Genomic DNA, 17,501 nt, shown 5'->3' with positions numbered 1-17,501 from the left:
CTGTCATACTCAACCACTGCACACGAGAATCCAACGATGTCGCGGGCGAAATAGATCGCATCGTGAGCTGCGTTTGATTGCTGCTCTGAGATCGCCCTTTGCTGCGCGGGGACATTATCCAGGTGCCGCCGTTTTGGTACGCGCTCCGAGCCAGATGCCGATCGTCTATGCGAGGAACGGGAACTTTGTTGTGAACTGCTGAACCGATCGGCACTACGGCCCTCGGCACCGGAACGCGACGACCTTTCTTCTCGATTTGGGGCGCCGCGATGCGGCAAATCGCGAAAACCGAGGCGGCCGTCGCGCGTATCAACGAACGGATCGGCTGACGTACGGCCCCGGACATCGCCGACCGAAGGTGGCCTTGGAGCGGACGAGCCCCCTAAATCTTGAGTTTCAGAGCGCAAGCCCTGCACGACAGAACGAAACGCCGAACCGTCTCTTCCATCGCCGAGATCCGATTCAGCACGGGACCAGTGCGCGTCTGGTCCACTGGGCGCATTCCCACGCCGGTCAATCCCCGTCAAATTCACCTCCCATGCAATCGAGAATGCGCCGATCGCAACATAAGGTACGCGGTGCCGCCGCCGCGACCTTAAACGGCTTTGTTTCGATACCTCATAGCGACACTCCTACGCCGCACCGATGACGCGCGACTCACATAGCCGGCAAACGCAGATCGGCTTTTTTAACAATCGTACGCGCTCTGCCATCGAACATATCACCTGCACCTGACGTAAACCTGACCTGCGCACAGGAGAATTTGCGGTCATCCGGAGCCGCGATTGCGTTCGCCCTCAGCTCGTCATTTCAGTCCGACTGCCGCTCGCGGACAACGGAGAGTCGCGATGAAGGGGAGCAGACGGCGCTAGGAAGCAACGGTCACCGAAAGAGAACCGGAACGCTCGCCAATAAGGTGTAGTAAGAATTGGAGGCGCTTCGGGCTCCCAGCTACTCGCCATGACGGCGCACTTCAAGCGCGCTCGAGCGGTAGCGCGCACAACTAACGCCTCCGATATCATTTCGATTCCGCTTCACCTCTTTTCGATCAAGTATCACCTTCAAGGGGATCGAGCTTGGCGAGATGCTGCTCGACGGATCCCAATTGATGGTTTCAACAGCTGTCTGACCAACTTTTTTCTTTCAGTCGTCGGACCAGCGGGTCGCCCCAAGAATCGCGGCAGTTGTCGTGTGAATTCAAACATGCACGAGCAACGGAACACGGGCGGTGAAAGCGCGCCGCAATACTGCTTTCCGGGCTGGCGGTGTTGGGTAAGGCCATAAGCTCAAGCCGGTCTATAACGGCATGACAACGGCCATAGCGGCGGTAGCTGCCGAAACTTGCCGATTCGCCGATGGCTTCAGCGTTGATCTTGTTACGCTCGTTAGCCACTCGCGGTGGGACCAACAGCGGAACATTCCAAAACTTCACAGCCTTTAGTTGGACGAAAGACCGGATGTTCTGGCGATATCCATTACCAATGCCGCAAGGGATATTGATTGTGCGGTTAGCAGGCGAAGCCGCGACAGCCGTGCCGGTGCTGACTGCCGCCGCCCAAGATTAGACATCTCTGATGCCGAAGGGAAAGGCGAACTCGCCTTGTCGATCTCGCGCTTCTCTTAGGATACGGATGACATAGTCACAGCACCCGAAACATTGGTGTGCCGCACAATTCGATGACCGTCGCGGTTGCAGTAGTCGTCGGTTGCTCCCGACGCGCAAAGATGCGGCGCATGTTGCGTTCGATTCTTGGTCGCTCTGCTCACCGGTGCTGCCCTGTCGATTTCACTGACGTGGATAGGCGCGTCACAAGATCGAATGTAGTTCCGCTTAATCTGCGATTGGCTTGTCGCTGAGCAACAAGACCCGAAAATCTTTGCACCGTGCAGCAGTTGCCGAAAATATGCCGAAAAGATAGGGCGCTTACGGGTCGGTCGGAGCTGTCCATCACGGCGGCTTCCCGGCCCGAAATCACAGCGAGGCTGGCGTGAGAGTTTTCGCAACCGGCCATCTCAGACGGGGAGGAAACTCACAGTGTCACAAACATTCATCCCGCACGCAGCAACGGTCAAATCGCGCATCGGCGGGATTTTGCGCGCAACGAGCGGCAATTTCCTCGAGCAGTTCGACTTTTTTCTATTCGGCTTTTACGCCAACGCCATTGGGAAGGCGTTCTTTCCGTCTGAGAGCGAAACCGCTTCGCTGCTCAACACCTTCGGCGTGTTCTGGCTGGGCGCATTGATGCGTCCCGTCGGCGCGATCGTCCTCGGGGCCTATATCGACAAAATCGGCCGTCGGCAAGGCCTGATCGTCACACTCTCAATCATGGCGGTCGGCACCGTGATCATTGCCTTCTGTCCGAGTTACGCAACAATCGGCGTTGCCGCCCCCATCATCGTGCTGCTTGGAAGGTTGCTGCAGGGCTTTTCGGCCGGCGTCGAAGTCGGCGGCGTCTCAGTGTACCTGTCGGAGATCGCAACCCCTGGTAAGCGCGGTTTCTACACCTCGTTCCAGTCCTCGAGCCAGCAGGTCGCGATCTTTGTCGCAGCGATGGTGGGCTACGTCTTGAACGAATCGATGCCGGCAGAAACAGTGGCTACCTGGGGCTGGCGAATCCCGTTCTTTCTCGGCTGCCTCATCATTCCGCTTATCTTCTTCCTCCGCCGGACGTTGGAGGAAACGCCGGAATTTCTGGCGATGAAGAAGCATCCCACTGCCAGCGAGGTCTTTGCCTCGGCACTCGCGAACTGGCGCATCGTCATCCTGGGCATGATGATCGCGATCCTGACCACAACGACATTCTATTTCGTCACCGTTTACACGCCGACATTCGGCAAGAACGTGTTGAAGCTCTCCTCGCAGGACGCGCTGTTGGTGACGCTTTTGGTCGCCGTGACCAACTTCATCTGGAATCCAATTGGCGGGGCGCTATCTGACCGAATCGGCCGCAAGCCGGTTCTGCTCGCCATCGCGAGCCTTGCGTTAGTGACCGCTTATCCAGCATTGCACTGGCTGGTGAGCGCGCCCACCTTCGGCAAGATGCTGGTTGTGGCTATGATGTTCTCGTTCTACTTCGGTATCTATAGCGGCACTATGCTAGGCGCTCTTGTCGAGATCGTGCCGAAGCATGTGCGCACAACCTGCTTCTCCCTGGCGTTCGCGCTCGCGGCCGCCTTGTTTGGCACTTTTACGCCACTCGCCTCGACTTGGCTGATCGATCGGACCGATGACAAGGCTTCACCCGGATTCTGGCTGATGCTCGCAGCCGTGCTCGGCATCATCGCGGCACTCACTGTCTATCCCGGGACAGCCAAGCCGTCGAGAGTTGCAAAGCCGTCGCGACCTGAGAGCGGTGCAAGCCACACCGCACTCGCCGGCACTCTGAACCGCTGAGCCGGGTGAACTATCGACCTTGTGTGACATCACGTGCACCTTGTCTTCCGTGCCCTGCCAGCATTCGTCGCTGGCAGGGCTCAAGTACGGTCGCACTACCTTTAACACAAGGTGCCCTTCGGACGACGAGAGCTGTGTCGTTCAGTAGTAAATCCCCCTCCACCACCATGATCACCGAACTCGTCACCCCCGTGTGATAAGCGCTCCCGCAACGCTCGCTTGATCGGGAGTTGAATGACAACAACTTCGTCGCTCTGCACAGTTCATCATTGGAGTTCAGGCACTAAAGGACCGGTATTCAGGGCTAGACGCAGATCATGGAGTTGTTTTGAGCTAGGCCAATCTCCGTTCAGGCGAGATGACTAACGTACCGATCATACCTCCTGCCGTTCGGCAGAGCCGCCAAACAGCTACCCAAAGCTTTCCGAGTTGACCAATTGTGGCGAAAAATTGGGCTACCCATCTTGGCGGCGCATACGGCGACGGCCCTAGTCAAGCCGCTTTGGGCGGATGGGCTAATTGCGCTCAAGCAGCGTGAGCGACGCTCTGATACCAGTTCCAAGAGACCACGTTCCCATGATGACGCGATCGCGCAGGGCGCTAGACGGGGCAAAATGGTCGGCCAATGCGCAGTAATCAGCAGCAGAAGATGTTTTCTTCGAAGCCGAGTGCATTCCGATTAATCGGCCGCAAATGCGTGGCATCGAGGCATCGATAGCCGGAAGCCTCCAAACGCTCGATAATGATCCGGCCGTCGAGCGGCGCGGCGCGGGTGCGATCGGTAAGGATTTCGCATAGAATCGGCACCTTGCGACCGTCATGTGCGAGTACCTCGTACATGCCATCAAACACCGCAGATTCAAAACCTTCGACGTCGATCTTTATCAGGCCTATGCGATCGAGATCGAGATTGTGCTCACGCACATAAGCGTCAAAGGGAATCACGCTGACGGCGATAGCCTCGGTGAGCTCGCGGACATGATCAAGAAAGCCGGCGGCCAATGAGCTCGATCCAATGTTCGTGTCGTAATTGTCGAAATTGTTCGCACGCGGCGCAACGACCGCCATGGAGAGCCTTTCGCTTCGCGCGCCGCAGGCGATCTGGTTAGCAAGGATCCGATAAGCGGGATTGAGCTGTGCGAGCCGCCGAATTAGCCTGAAATACTGCGGCACAGGCTCAAACGCATGCACCTCGCCGGTCGGGCCAACCAAGGATGCGGCGTAGGCCGACCAGTAGCCGCAGTTGGCGCCAATGTCGACGAAGATCGTACCAGGGGGCAGGCACCGCTCAAAAATGCGCTCGAGGAACATTTCGTGCGTATGAAAGAAGTACTTCTTCATCATGCGATGAAGAGACATATCGAGCTCGTACTGCACACCATTGAAGTGCGTTATTGCAATGCGCGACGGCGCCGATGAAAATTGCTCGATGGCGCGTCGTCGTACGATATCTGCAAGCTTGAACGGATCACTTAATGCATATTTGCCAAGGAAGCGGGCGGTCTTCATCGCAATCATAGTGGATCCCCAAGACCACGTGCAGGCGAGCTCGATATCTTTGGTTAGGTTGATTTGCTAATGAGCCATACGCGTCTGGGCGGGTGGCGCTTTTGTCATCGCTTTTTCCAAACCTACAACCTGACGCCACGTGAGGATCAAGCTCTCTCGGAGCGCCTCGTTGCATCTGCCCCGAGCGAGCTGCATCTTCGGGTGGCCACATTTGGGCTTCAATCCGCCGCGAGGCGTCGCGGCAAACGCCACGCGCTTGCGCGAAACATACTCAAACCCAAAAGGTCGACTGGGTGACAATTCGACGAGAGTCATCGCGTTTGGGTCACCCCAAGCGAGGAGCGCGGCTATGATCGGATCAACCAAATCGAGACGGTGCGGAGAGAAGTTCTCCTGCCGCGACTGCGAGAAGATCAGCCAGGCACCGGCACGGTTGGAGTTGAGGGAGCATCCATAACACTACCCTGACGCCCTGTTTCTGCCGGGCCCCAAACATTTAAAGCGTAGAGCCGATTTTGTGTGCGCTGAGTTCTTGACGGCCGACCTCGTAGGTGGGCTCGCCGATCCGGAGGGCCGCATGCGATGCGACAGTCAGCGGTCCGGTCCGCATGACCTTGATGTTTGACAATAGCGGCGTGGCAGCAGCTCTCAACAGGAGCGACCGACGCACTGGCGGCCTCTCGTGACGTCGCCCCTTTCGATGTACACGCGTTCGACGACGGCCAAAATACCGGCTATGGAACAGCTTGTCGCAAATGCGCAACCGACTCCTCGAAGTTCCTATTCTGGCGTCCATGTTTTCGCTAAAGGTACTACTCTTACGTCAGGCGCGCGGGAAGCGGAACCCATCGCCGAACAGTCCGATCCATGACCACACATCGCCTGAGGACCTTGATTGCGCGTTCGTCTCCTCCGCCACTCGCCCACCGGCAACGCGAGCGAAGTTCTGGATCGCTTTGGAGACAAGCTGCGGATAGGTAAGGAGCAAGTTGTCCGGCTGGGTATGCATCAGCGCCGGAATATCTTTCTTATTTAGATCCTGATACGCCTCATTCAGCAGCTTCTTGTACAACGATAAGCTATTCGACGTGCAGCGGCCGCCGCGCGACTTCACACGAAAGATCGCCTCCGCGGCAATTTTCCCAGAGATCATCGCAACGTTCAAACGCCCGCGTTGGCTCGTACTGTCGAGTTCGGCGGCATCGCCGATCACCACCCAACCATTGCCGTAGAGCTGGGGTATGGTGTTGTAGCCGCGTTTCGGGATGAGGTGCGCGGAATATTCGTTGAGCTCTGAGCCGTCGATGAGTGGCACCACCGAGGGATGACGCTTGAAGCGGTCCAGCAGCCCGTAAGGCGTTTCGCCTGTTCGCTGGAGATCGGAGACGAGGCAGCCGATGCCCAGTGAGATGCACTCCCGGTTCGCATAGATGAAACCCATACCAGTCATCCCGTCCGAGATGGTGCCCGTCGCCTCGATCACGATCCCTTCGTCGCGCTTGATGCCGAAACGGTTTTCGATGGTCTCGCGCGGCAACAGGTGCATTTCCTTCACTTCCAGCGCAACTTGCTCGGGCGTCGGCCGCTCGCGCAAGCCCGCACACGTTCCGAGCAAGCCATTGACGCCCTCGGCGAGCACCACGACATCGGCGCGGATGATGCCGTCCTGCCGGTCGGTACGCACACCAATGACGCGGCCACGGCGGTTCTGCGCGAGCTCCGTAACGGTAGTCTGGCACAAGACGGTGGCGCCGGCCTCCTTCACCTTGCACGAGAACCATTTGTCGAATTGGGATCGGATAACGATGTACCGGTTCGGTCGCTCGTGGTTGCAATCGTTGAAGCGGTAGCGCAGCCCGATATGGGAATGGCTTTCCATTATCCAAAAGCGTTGCTCGACAAGGCGCTCGAAGGGGCATTCTCGTGGAATTCTGGCGTCAATTGCTCAACGATGTCCGCATCAACAACTGCACCCTGCACATTCTTTGATCCGGAATATTCGCCGCGCTCGAGCTGCAGCACCTTCATGCCGCGCTTAGCCATGCTCAGGGCCGCCGCGTTGCCGGCCATTCCGGCGCCAACCACGATCGCATCAAACCTCTCTTCGATCATGGGCCTCTCCCTTTTTCAATGGCGCATGTTCTCAAACGTACCCTCGATTGCAACGCGGTCGCCCGCAGGGGACGACGGGGCGGCGGGATCACGACCAAGATCGTGCTCCCCAACAACAGGATGTCCGGCTCGGAGGTGTTGACAAAACCGGTCAAGGCCTTGGTGTCGGACTCGCTGCGGCCATCTGCGAGCATGTTGTCGCAACCAGATAGAAGGTCGGCGCCGTGGCAGAGTTCCACCTCGGGCGCTGCGCGTTGCCTTTGTCTGCGGACCGATCACGACCCGCGTGGGATCAACTTTCAGCTTCGGCTCCAAAGGGACTGATTGCACTAGTCTCGCTCCAGTTTGATGAAGACCCAGACAGGCGTTGCCGGCGCCTCCTACAGGTGATGCGGGAGCTCTTGTCAGGTCGCTCATCATCGAGACTCTTCAGATCAGGCATCGCGGGCCAGTGCCGCAAGATCGGTCTCAAGCTTGGGCTGGCGTTTGAAAATCGCGTCGATCAATGCTTCGGCCGGCTCCTCGGCGGCTTCTACCAGCACCGCCTTCTCAGCGCGCGCGGTCGGCGCGAATACACGCTTAACGACAGTCGGCGAGCCCTTCAGACCGCATTTGGAGATATCCTCGACGCCAGCCTGCTGCGCGCTCCACTTCTCGATCGGCGCCCGGGCCGCACGCAACGCGTCCGCCATGGCGCCGCGGCGAATCTGGTTGGTTGCCTCGAGCATGGTGATGAGACACGGCAGCTTGGTGCGGAGCACCTGCACGCCACCTTCGGAGCGCCGTTCCGCTTCGACTGTGCGTGCGGCAATATCCAAGGCCCTGATCTTGGCAACGTAGGTGAGCTGCAGCACACCTAACCGCTTCGCGAGGCCGGGCCCAACTTGAGCGGTGTCACCGTCGATGGTCTGCTTACCGGTGAAGATGAGGTCCGGCGGGCCATATTCCTTGCCGATTTTGCGGATGGCGGTCGCCAGTGCGTAACTCGTCGCCAGCGTATCGGCGCCCGCGAAGCAGCGATCGGTGAGCAGTACGGCGCGATCGGCGCCAAAGGTGAGCGCTTTGCGTAACGAGTCCTCGGCCGACGGCGGCCCCATCGTAAGGACGGTGATCTCGCCGCCGAATTTATCGCGCAGCTCAAGCGCGGCCTCGAGCGCGAAGAGGTCGTATGGATTTATGATGGTCGGCACGCCCTGACGCATGATCGTGTTGGTCACGGGGTGCACGCGGATCTGCGCGGAGTCGGGGACCTGCTTGATGCAGACGACGTTGTGCATATGCTTCTCCAGACGTTGCAATGGCTGGCGAAGAGAACAGCAAGTGTCGTACCACTGCGCGAATTCCAACAGCAGGCAGCGATACAACGCTTTTGGGAAGCGTCATCTCACCCGCGCCGGACGTTTGCGGCGACGGAATTGCGACATTGGTCGTGACTACGACAGCTCGGCTCGCGCGGCTTAATTTATCGTTGATCTGGATCAAAGCGGGTAGCCCAAAACGGATCCGTTTCCTCGGGATACCGCCATAAGGAAGAAGGCTTGAGCTGATTTTGCAGCCGACGAGGCTTTCGCATCACCAGGAGCAAGCGCGGTATCTTAACAAGTTTGCGGCGGCGCCTGCGACCATCAGGTACACGGCGTTCCCTTGGCACGCTCGCAGCGCGCGGTGGTTGCCGACATGAGCCGGACGCTGGCTTGGCATTGAACGCGGTCGACGATCTCGCAGACTGTAATCCGGCGTGAGCTGATGGTGATTGCGACATTACTCACGCCGTAGTGATGGCAGCGGCCGCGCCGGCGATGGTCACGCTCCCGACGCGCGCCAAGTCCTTTTAGAAACGCTTGATCTCGACACCGTATTTCCTCAAGGCGTAGCCAATCTGGCGCGGTGTCAGCCCAAGCAGGCGCGCGGCCTTCGCCTGCACCCAGCCGGACCTTTCCATGGCCGCGATGACACGCTCGCGATCTGTGATCTTCGCACCACCTACGAGGGATGCGCCGGCTGGTGCCAACGGAGCCAGGTCGCCGCCGAAAGGCGGGACCGGAATAGCCGCATCAGCCGGCGGCGTGGCAGGCTTAATCGGCACTGGCACGATCGGCCGCGGCGCCACCTCGTCCGATCCGGTTTTCCACAGCATTGCGGAAAGGCACTGGCCGTGGCAGCAGGCAAAGTCGTCTCTTACGATCGATGGTCCAGGTGCAAGGGTCGCGGTCCGCTGCACGCAATTCTCAAGCTCGCGCACATTTCCGGGAAAACCGCAGTTCATCAGCACTTCAATCGCACTGCTATCGAAGGCGAGGTTACGGTCGTTCTCGCCGTTAAACTTTCTGAGGAACTCGGTGGCGAGCAGCGGAATATCACCGCGCCTTTCGCGCAACGGCGGCAGCAGCAAGGGAACCACGCTGATACGGTAATAGAGGTCGGCGCGGAACTCCTTTCTTGCCACCGCCTCCTCCAGGTTCTTATTGGTGGCGGCAATCACGCGAACGTCGACCTTAACGGTCTGGTTGCCGCCGACGCGCTCGAATTCCTGCTCCTGCAGCACGCGCAGTAACTTTGCCTGGAACGCGGCCGAAATCTCGCCGATCTCGTCCAGAAATAGCGTCCCCTTGTCGGCGAGCTCGAAGCGGCCCTTGCGGGAGCTGAACGCGCTGGTAAAGGCACCCTTCTCGTGGCCGAACAATTCGGATTCCAGTACCGTCTCAGGGAGCGCCGCGCAGTTGAGCTTTATGAACGGACGCTTGGCGCGCGCTGATCGCTCATGAATCGCCTTGGCGACCAGCTCCTTTCCGGTACCGGACTCGCCGCGCAACAGCACCGTGCTGTTTGATTTGGCCACCACCGCGATCTTTTCGAGCAGCTCCCGCAGCGCCGGGCTATCCCCAATGATGCCCTCGACATGGACCTTCTTGCGCTCCCGTGCTGGCTGCTTGAGCTCACACAGTTGCTTTTGCAGGCGGTCCTTCTCCGCCATCAGCCGCTCGCGGTCAGACGCGAACAGCCGATGCAGCTTCACCGTCTGCCCCACGAGGTTGGCGATCATGGTGAGCAGCCGTGCGTCGTGGTCGAGCCGGACGCTGGAGGCGTCGTCCAGAATTCGGTCGATCGTCAGCGTGCCGACGACATTCGCATCGATACGGATGGGGACGCCGATGAACGACACTCGCACCTCGTCGGAGGCCTCGAGCGCCTCAATGTCCGCAGCACTGAAGGCCGAATGCACTGCTACGTTTTCCGCGACGAGCGGCATGTCCGACGCCACGATCTCCTGCAGCGCCTTCTGCGGCAGGCGCATCCGGTAGCGCTCGTCGCTGCCTTCGCTCCAGCCGGCGCCCACGGTAATCTCCGGCACGCCATCATCGTGGAACAGAGAGACGATACCGTGTCGCATCTGCACAAACGATTGCAGAAGATCGACGACGTTGGCCAGCGTGACTTCGAGCCGGCAGGGGGCGGTGAGCACTTTCGATATTTCGAAGATGCCCATGATCGCGCTCTCGTGCGATGGCACGATAGGGGCCGCGTGGTCGGTCTCGGAGTCTGAGTTATGCCTTTCGCATACGGAGGGGATATGCAGCATGACGACGTCTCCGTTGTTGTGATCCTCCCTGGCGCCCTGTTCGGATTTACGAATATTGGGTTGCATGTCTTCCTCAATCTCGCGCCAATTTCAGGTGACCGCAAGAGATAACTCTCTTACATGGCACGAAGATAACTTGCAGCGCCGCACGACATTAAATTCACGACATACAATTCACAGCGCTTTGATCTGCTACTTCTCTGCGCTTCGCCCCGCGGATTCATGAGGAGCAGGAGTTGGGTTGATGTAGGTCAAATCAGCTGCGATTGGTCTTGCTCCAGCTTCAAAAAGTCACAGGTGTTGGCCACCATTGATCGGCACCTCGGTGCCCGTGACATAACTTGCTGCATCCGAGCATAGGAAGAAGATGACCTTCGCGACTTCTTCGGGCGTGCCCACTCTCCGCAGCGGGATATTTGGTACAAGGCGCGCTTCCGTGTTCGGCGACAAAATGTCCGTCTTGATCTCGCCGGGCGCGATCGCATTGACGCGAATGCCATGCGGTGCATAGTCGTGCGCCATTTCGCGCGTGAGACAGGCGAGCGCAGCTTTCGAGGTCGCATAGGCGCTGCCGGCAAACGGGTGCACCCGCGAGCCTGCGATCGAGGTCACATTGACAATTGATCCTGACGCTGCTTTCAGCTCGTCAAACAGGCCTTGCGCGAGCAGGATCGGCGCCACCAGGTTGAGGTGGAACACTTTCATCCAGGTTTCAACTGACGTCGTCAAAGACGTCAGTCGTGTGCCATTTGGCGTCTTCGGCGAAATGCCAGCATTGTTGATCAAGGCGTGCAATGGTGCGCCGGCGAGGCGCTCCTTAATCTCGGCGATGGCGCGCGGCAGCATGCGATGGTCGCTGAGGTCGACCGGGACATGGTTGTCGGCACCTGCCTCCCAGGGACACTGCCGACCATCAAACGGCCGGCGCGCGCAAGAGATGATGCGCCAGCCCGCATCCGAAAACAACTTTCCGGTGGCGTGACCGATGCCGCGCGACGCCCCTGTCAGCACCAGCGTCTTCCGTTCTCCCTGCTCGATGCGGGCTCTGTCGGTGTGAAACGGACAGCTCACCTCGTTCGCCGACGATGGGCCGGCGACTGCATCGTGGTTTCTCAGATCGAGACTCAAAACGCGCCTCTCATTCTCTTGCCCTCAATCGCGAACGCGATGCAGGATTTGGGCCACTGCGACGCAAAAGACCGCTCCGCGCGTTTTGCGGGCCAATGTCGTACTCGCAACAGCTTGGCTGCTACCAGACGTCAGGTGCGTTTGCTTTTGGACAGTACCAAACGCTATTGCACGAGCCCATTTTGCGTTCCGCAAGACGTGCGCAGCACTACCCATTTGTGCTCCGTTGTTGCTCCCTAGTGCTAGGGAGCGCTGTTGCGGTCGGACAATATCCGTCAGCTGAATTGCGCGCATATCAGAGCCGCCGGCGAGTTCGTTTAGTTGTCTCTCGCACCGTTCGATGCGCCGCAATGAGGTGCTGCTGTTAAGTAAGCCGTCCCTCCGGAGAACAGGACTTCGGGCCATGTCATTCCACTCCATCATTCCGGCATCGAACCAGGTCTCAGGATCCGCGGCAGCGCGCCTCACCAGCAAGCGTTTTTCAGGGCGGCTTCCGCCATCCCGGTCTTCTTGAGCATGGCGATATTGGGGCACACGGTCGGTTAGCTCGGGTTTGCTGCGGCGGAGCTGTCAGGCAGACATATCTCTCAACTTGATCGCACAATCGAGCGCGGCGACGGCCGAGTGGAATCAGCGATTGACGAGTACTCGCGTGAACGGGCGCTTCACGGCTCGAGGCCATACGGTCTGAGCACATCGCGCGTCAGCTCACCATTGATGTCGCGGGCGATGTCGCTGCGAATCTGGGCTCCGAGCTCCCGCTCGGCATCGGGGTCGCCTGTCAAGCCGCGCTCGGCAAGACCCCGATCCAGGCGAGTTTGAAACTCCTCGCCCATCGCATTGACGAGCCGGTCCTCCATTTCGGGCCTGATGCGCCGCAGCACCGTCTCCCAAGGTTGCCAGCGCGTTAGCAAATAGTCCCTGAATCCTGTGGCCTCCTGGTCCCGCACCGATCTCGCAGCCCTGGCAATGTCTTGTTCGCTCACGTGAGAGACGTTCAAGAAGCGCATGTCCGGCGCGACGTGCCGCAGCTCCAAGCGGTCGCGCAGCTGAGTCTGGTAGGCAAGATAGACTTCGACCTCGTCGATCTCGGCGTCCGGGTCGGCGCGGCGGAGCGAGTTTACCGTCTCGCGCGCGATCCGGTCCAGCGCCTCCAAGCGGAACATCACACGGCCCTGCTGGAGCAGTTCGTCGAGCCGGCCGTCATAGGTCCCGTCCTTGACATCAGCGTTCAGGCGCGCGGTCTGCATGCCATTCCAAGTCAAAGTGATGCGATCCTCGCAGCTCTCGCTCGCACCGACGGCCTGTGCGAAATACTGCTCGCGCAATCGCGGCCTCGCCGCCGCCTGACGCAGATCGTCGCCCACCGCGTGCCGGAACGCATCATTGCCATAGTTCACGGTGCCACGGAGCCTGTCGAGGAAGCGTGCATAGTGCTGAGCTCCCGGCTCTCGAGCGAACCCCTCCCAGGCAGCCACCATCTGCGGGTCGCCCTCGAGCCAGTCCGCGACAACCTCATGCAAGGGCCGCGGCTGAATTTCGACCGCTACCTGGCCCATAGGCAAAAAGATCTGCGGTCCGGCATAGTCCCCGGCGTGCACGGCTGTCAGCAGATTGGTCTGCAACCACTCGGGCAGCGGGTTATTTTCCAGATCAACGCTGGACTCGCGGCCGAGCTGCGTCAGCAAGGTCTCGGGCACACGGGTCAGCTGATTGTTGCTGGCGCCGAGCCATAGCAGCTCGGCAGGGACTGGGTCGGGCAAGCTGGTCAGCTGGTTGTTGGTGGCGCTGAGCCATTCGAGCTCGACCGGAAGAGGCTCGGGCAAATCGGTCAGCTGATTGTAGTCGACGTTCAGGCGGTGGAGCCCCGCTGGAAGCTCGGGCAGGCTGGTCAGCCGGTTGCCGCTGGCATCCAGCTCCTGAAGTGTTGCCGGAAGAGTGCCGGGCAGACTCGTCAGCTGGTTGTTATCGACGTTCAGGCGCCGAAGCCCGGGCGGCAGATCTGCGGGCAGGCTGGTCAGCCCGTTGCTGACAGCGTAGAGCCGCCGGAGCCCGGCTGGAAGTTCGGGCAAGCTGGTCAGGCGATTGTTGCTGGCACTGAGCCGCTGCAGATCGGCTGGAAGCTCAGGTAGGCTGGTGAGCTGATTGTTATTGACGTTCAGGCGCCGCAGCTCAGGCAGAAGGGGGGCCGACAAGGCGGTCAGGGACAGGGACGATAGATCGAGCGGCTCATCGAGATCGCCCGCCTCCCGCCAAGCCGTCGTTCGACGCACCGCCTCTTGCCGATCCTCGTGTTCGCCTTGCCCCTCTGCGGCAGCCCAACCAGCGAGGAGTTGGTCCTGTGACGACGCAGGGTCGGCGGCGGGCGCCTCCGTCAACGCTTCGAGCCACTGCGCCGCACCCGGGGACCCCGGTTCGGAGGTTTCGGGTTCGGAAGTCTCGGAAGGAGTACCAGCGCCAAGCTGGGCGCGTTCTGCATTCATCGATGATCTCTTCAGTAGCCAAATGAAAGGAGGCGCAGGAGCCTTGCTTCTGTAAGGCAGTAGCTCTCAGTCCGGATGGTGATCACACTAACGAGCAAGCAGGCTATGACGGCGCGCGGTCGCCACCCCAGAACCGCCGAACACGCTGCGCCACTCGCCTACAAGGACAGTTGCAGCCAGACCTAATTAGTGCATCCGGACAGAATCTGCGGTTACCGAAAGGGATTTTGCTTACACCAAATCCTCCCGTTCTCCCCTCAGCAGATCGAGCCAGATCTCCCAGTCCAGATAGACAGTATCTCATGCTATAAGACTTAGCTGTCGATAAACTGACGAGCCTCGGAAGACTCATAATGTGCCGATGGAAACCCATCGAGATCTCTCGAAGCTGCAGAGTCAGTGGTCGACTGAAGGAAAGCGGTGACAGTCTGGCCCGTACGCAATGCTTCCGATTACCAGATGAACTTCGCACCATCGGGCAGCTCGCAGACGAATTCGCCCTGGTTCACGGCTTCGGCCGCGTCGGCGACGAGCTTTGAGGCCCGCACCGTAAGCTTGCCCTCACGGCTCAGGCTGTGGCGAATGTATTCCGTCACCCGATGTCCCGCGCCGTCTAGCGTTTGATGCGCATTGGCGAAGCTGATGCCATTCTGGGCGGTTACCCTGAAGGCACTGATAACCAGCCCGCCTTGCACCGCCGGCCCAGGCTTACCGCCATCCGCGGTGGTGCAGTGGTTCAGGTCAAGTATGAGTTTCACATTTTTGCCGGCTTGCAGCGCACTGAGTACCTCAGTGTATTTCGGCGATGGCTCATCGGCTTTGGTGATCGTGTTCAGGCTTACAACCAAAGGCAAGGACAACAGAATCGACAGGCGTCCGCCACTGAACCGCATATGCTTTCCTCCCGAATACGAATCACAGGCCGCGCGAAACGCTTGCCGGATGTCGTATTTCCTAACAGCTTCGACTCCAGACATCAGGCACGTTCGCCTTCGGCGATCACAGCACGTGCAGCTGTCGACAAGCTGACGAGTGTCGGAAGGATTGACAATGCACCGATACAATCCGCATCGACAACTCTTAATAATGGCGGGTTACCAGTCTGCCATGTGATGGGCCAGGCGGCGTAGGCCTGTGCAAAGGCAGCACACGTCGAAAGCCTTCGGAATTCCTCCCCATCCTAACTGGCCAGAATGACAGCGGGAGACGAGGGATCTCGCCTGCACATCGCGCCGAGAGTGCTATCTTTTTTGCCATGCGCCTGGAATGCCATAGCTAACAGCTACGATTCGCCTTGATAGCATGGGCGCCGCTAACGTTTGCTATCTCAACCTCATCCCAGCCAGCGTGTCACGCGCCTCACCTCCCGCTTAAACGCGCACGCGACAGCCAGCAAGTTCGATCTCGATTATTCTGGCCCCCTGCACGCTTCGCAGCAGCCGATGGCGGTGCCTGCGGGCATACACATCGACGCTGAAGCCGGCGTAGGAGTGATCTCCACCGGAACGAGAGCCGGAACGCCTCATCGCTTAGGCCATGCTGGGCGCGGCCGCTGGCGCCAGATGAACAGCTGGCTTTGAGCCAATCCATGCCGGGCAATGCAGCAGAAGAGTCTCGCCAGCTTACAAGGATCTCTTTGACAAGACCAAGCTTCCCCTCGCAACTTCCATCGCCCTCGACATTCAGCGCCCCAATACCTTCACCAGGATTGGCCAAATGACGTTAAAGCTAGACTGAAGGTCACGTCCTCAGAAAAACGACCGAGCCTCACAAAGCGGCCGCCGCCGAAGGGATACATTGAGCGTCACGAGCAGATTTGGATCATCGAGACCCTGAACGTATAATCTGGACGTATCCAAACCCTGAATGCGGCTTAACTCCGTACAATTGAATGAACCCTCGATTTCGCCCTTTCTTTCCCTAACCACCTGGAGGTGCCGATCAAAGCTGCCAGGGCTTCTGCCATTTAGCCAAAAATGGCTCGAGTTCCATAGCACTCAGATGATCAAGATGCAGGAGAAGTCCTTCTCAATCACGGCGCTCCGCGCTCACATGTGGAACGGCACGGCCGCCGGCCGGATAGGCGGAGTTTCGGGCGGCCGCTCGCGTTGCCCAGGTATCGGAGGATAAAATCGTGAAGCCGGATGCTAACCATCCGCCTGCGGTCTGCTTTCTTCTCGGCCTGCCCCGCTCGGGCACGACCCTGCTGGCGCATTTGCTCCAGCAGCACCCAGACGTGATGGCGCCGCCTGAGCCCTGGCTAATGCTGGCAGTTGAGGCATTTGGCAGGGTGGACCACCGTCACCCAGCAGGGTCATCGCTGATTCAGGACGCAACATCCGAGTTTTTGGGCCGAATAGATCGTACCATCGTCAGCCGCGCTTTTGCCGATGCAGCTTACGGCCAGTACCTGACAGCAGGGGGCAAGCGTACCCTCATAGACAAGACGCCGCGTTATTGGATGGTGCTCGACTTTTTGGATTCGCTCTATCCGGAAGCGCCACACATCCTTCTATTACGTAACCCCTACGCTGTTGCCGCTTCACTAAAATCGACGTGGGGCATCCCGCTCCTGCCAGAAAGCTGGCCGCCTGCCAGCCTATCTTCTCTCTCCGACCTCGTGCTCAGCCTGCCACCCGACATCGCATCTTCTCTCGCCGATCTCGTTCTGGGCCTGCCTACACTTGCCGCGCACCCAAATAGGCGGCAGACGGAAGTGGTGAGGTACGAAACGTTGGTGGCGCGCCCGGACGATGAAGTCCGGCGCGTGATCGCTGCCCTCGGCCACGATCCGACCAGCATTGCGTCGGCGACCATGGGGCAGCCGGATTATCTCAGGTCCAGTCGCTTTGGGGATCGTAAGATCCTGGAGAGAAAGGCCGTCGATGGCCGCTCACTCCACACCTGGCAAACCGACCTGAGCATGCGAGAGATGCAAGCAATAACGGATGCACTCGGCGCCGAGCTTTTGATAGAGCTCGGTTATGAGCAGGAACTTCGCTACGTTCAGCAAGCCGGGATCGTGGATAGAGGTCCGGCTGTAACGGAACAGTATCGTCAGGTATTTCGAACGTGGTGGGATTTGCGCCGCGTCTAGCAACGAGCTCAAGCGGCGTGCGCGCTAAACAATATTGTCTGCACTTAAGAGCACCCCTCCTCCGCTTTGGAGCCCTGTAAAGACGTTGCGGGACGACGGGCGCGTGGGTTTAGCCACTGGCAAAGCCAGCGCGCGGAAGGCACATTCAGCCACGAACGGGTATATGCGCGAACAGCTCGCCAAGGCTCTCGCGGTCAC

At 59.3% G+C, this 17,501-nt stretch carries 8 protein-coding genes and 1 pseudogene; 2 read left to right on the top strand and 7 right to left on the bottom strand.

The window, feature by feature from the left end:
* Positions 1-2,035: 2,035 nt before the first annotated feature.
* Positions 2,036-3,394 carry an MFS transporter gene (locus I6F35_RS30070; protein ID WP_225121249.1) on the top strand — a complete coding sequence of 453 codons (1,359 nt, stop codon included), beginning with the start codon at positions 2,036-2,038 and terminating at the stop codon, positions 3,392-3,394.
* Between the two features lie 636 nt (positions 3,395-4,030).
* Here the strand turns inward: I6F35_RS30070 and I6F35_RS30065 are convergent.
* The 7 genes and pseudogenes from I6F35_RS30065 to I6F35_RS30035 form a co-directional block, all read right to left on the bottom strand.
* Positions 4,031-4,912, bottom strand: a complete 882-nt coding sequence (locus I6F35_RS30065; RefSeq protein ID WP_208830418.1) for an FkbM family methyltransferase — start codon at positions 4,910-4,912, stop codon at positions 4,031-4,033.
* A gap of 814 nt (positions 4,913-5,726) precedes the next feature.
* A pseudogene (locus I6F35_RS30060) lies at positions 5,727-7,015 on the bottom strand (FAD-dependent oxidoreductase).
* Between the two features lie 434 nt (positions 7,016-7,449).
* Complete coding sequence (locus I6F35_RS30055) at positions 7,450-8,292, bottom strand: electron transfer flavoprotein subunit beta/FixA family protein (protein WP_225121248.1); 843 nt, start codon at positions 8,290-8,292, stop codon at positions 7,450-7,452.
* A 554-nt stretch (positions 8,293-8,846) separates the two neighbouring features.
* Positions 8,847-10,661: a nif-specific transcriptional activator NifA gene (gene nifA, locus I6F35_RS30050; protein WP_225121247.1), complete on the bottom strand. Its 1,815-nt coding sequence runs from the start codon at positions 10,659-10,661 to the stop codon at positions 8,847-8,849.
* Between the two features lie 225 nt (positions 10,662-10,886).
* Positions 10,887-11,723, bottom strand: a complete 837-nt coding sequence (locus I6F35_RS30045; RefSeq protein WP_225121246.1) for an SDR family oxidoreductase — start codon at positions 11,721-11,723, stop codon at positions 10,887-10,889.
* Between the two features lie 665 nt (positions 11,724-12,388).
* Positions 12,389-14,206 (bottom strand): NEL-type E3 ubiquitin ligase domain-containing protein, encoded by a 1,818-nt coding sequence (locus tag I6F35_RS30040; protein WP_225121245.1) that lies wholly within the window; start codon positions 14,204-14,206, stop codon positions 12,389-12,391.
* 452 nt (positions 14,207-14,658) lie between these two features.
* Positions 14,659-15,183, bottom strand: a complete 525-nt coding sequence (locus I6F35_RS30035; protein WP_225121244.1) for a VirK family protein — start codon at positions 15,181-15,183, stop codon at positions 14,659-14,661.
* A gap of 1,157 nt (positions 15,184-16,340) precedes the next feature.
* Between I6F35_RS30035 and I6F35_RS30030 the strand changes: the two genes are divergently transcribed.
* Positions 16,341-17,303 (top strand): sulfotransferase, encoded by a 963-nt coding sequence (locus tag I6F35_RS30030; protein WP_346283216.1) that lies wholly within the window; start codon positions 16,341-16,343, stop codon positions 17,301-17,303.
* The last annotated feature ends 198 nt before the right edge of the window (positions 17,304-17,501 follow it).

This window comes from Bradyrhizobium sp. BRP22, assembly GCF_020194175.1.
GTDB lineage: Bacteria > Pseudomonadota > Alphaproteobacteria > Rhizobiales > Xanthobacteraceae > Bradyrhizobium.
Note: the sequence above shows the minus strand (reverse complement) of the source record. Positions and strands in the feature narration are given on the sequence as shown.

Bases quoted from the DNA above. Each gene is read 5' to 3' on its own strand.
- I6F35_RS30055 (WP_225121248.1), bottom strand. From the start codon at position 8,292: ATGCACAACGTCGTCTGCATCAAGCAGGTCCCCGACTCCGCGCAGATC.
- nifA (WP_225121247.1), bottom strand. From the start codon at position 10,661: ATGCAACCCAATATTCGTAAATCCGAACAGGGCGCCAGGGAGGATCAC.
- I6F35_RS30035 (WP_225121244.1), bottom strand. From the start codon at position 15,183: ATGTCTGGAGTCGAAGCTGTTAGGAAATACGACATCCGGCAAGCGTTT.
- I6F35_RS30065 (WP_208830418.1), bottom strand. From the start codon at position 4,912: ATGATTGCGATGAAGACCGCCCGCTTCCTTGGCAAATATGCATTAAGT.
- I6F35_RS30040 (WP_225121245.1), bottom strand. From the start codon at position 14,206: ATGAATGCAGAACGCGCCCAGCTTGGCGCTGGTACTCCTTCCGAGACT.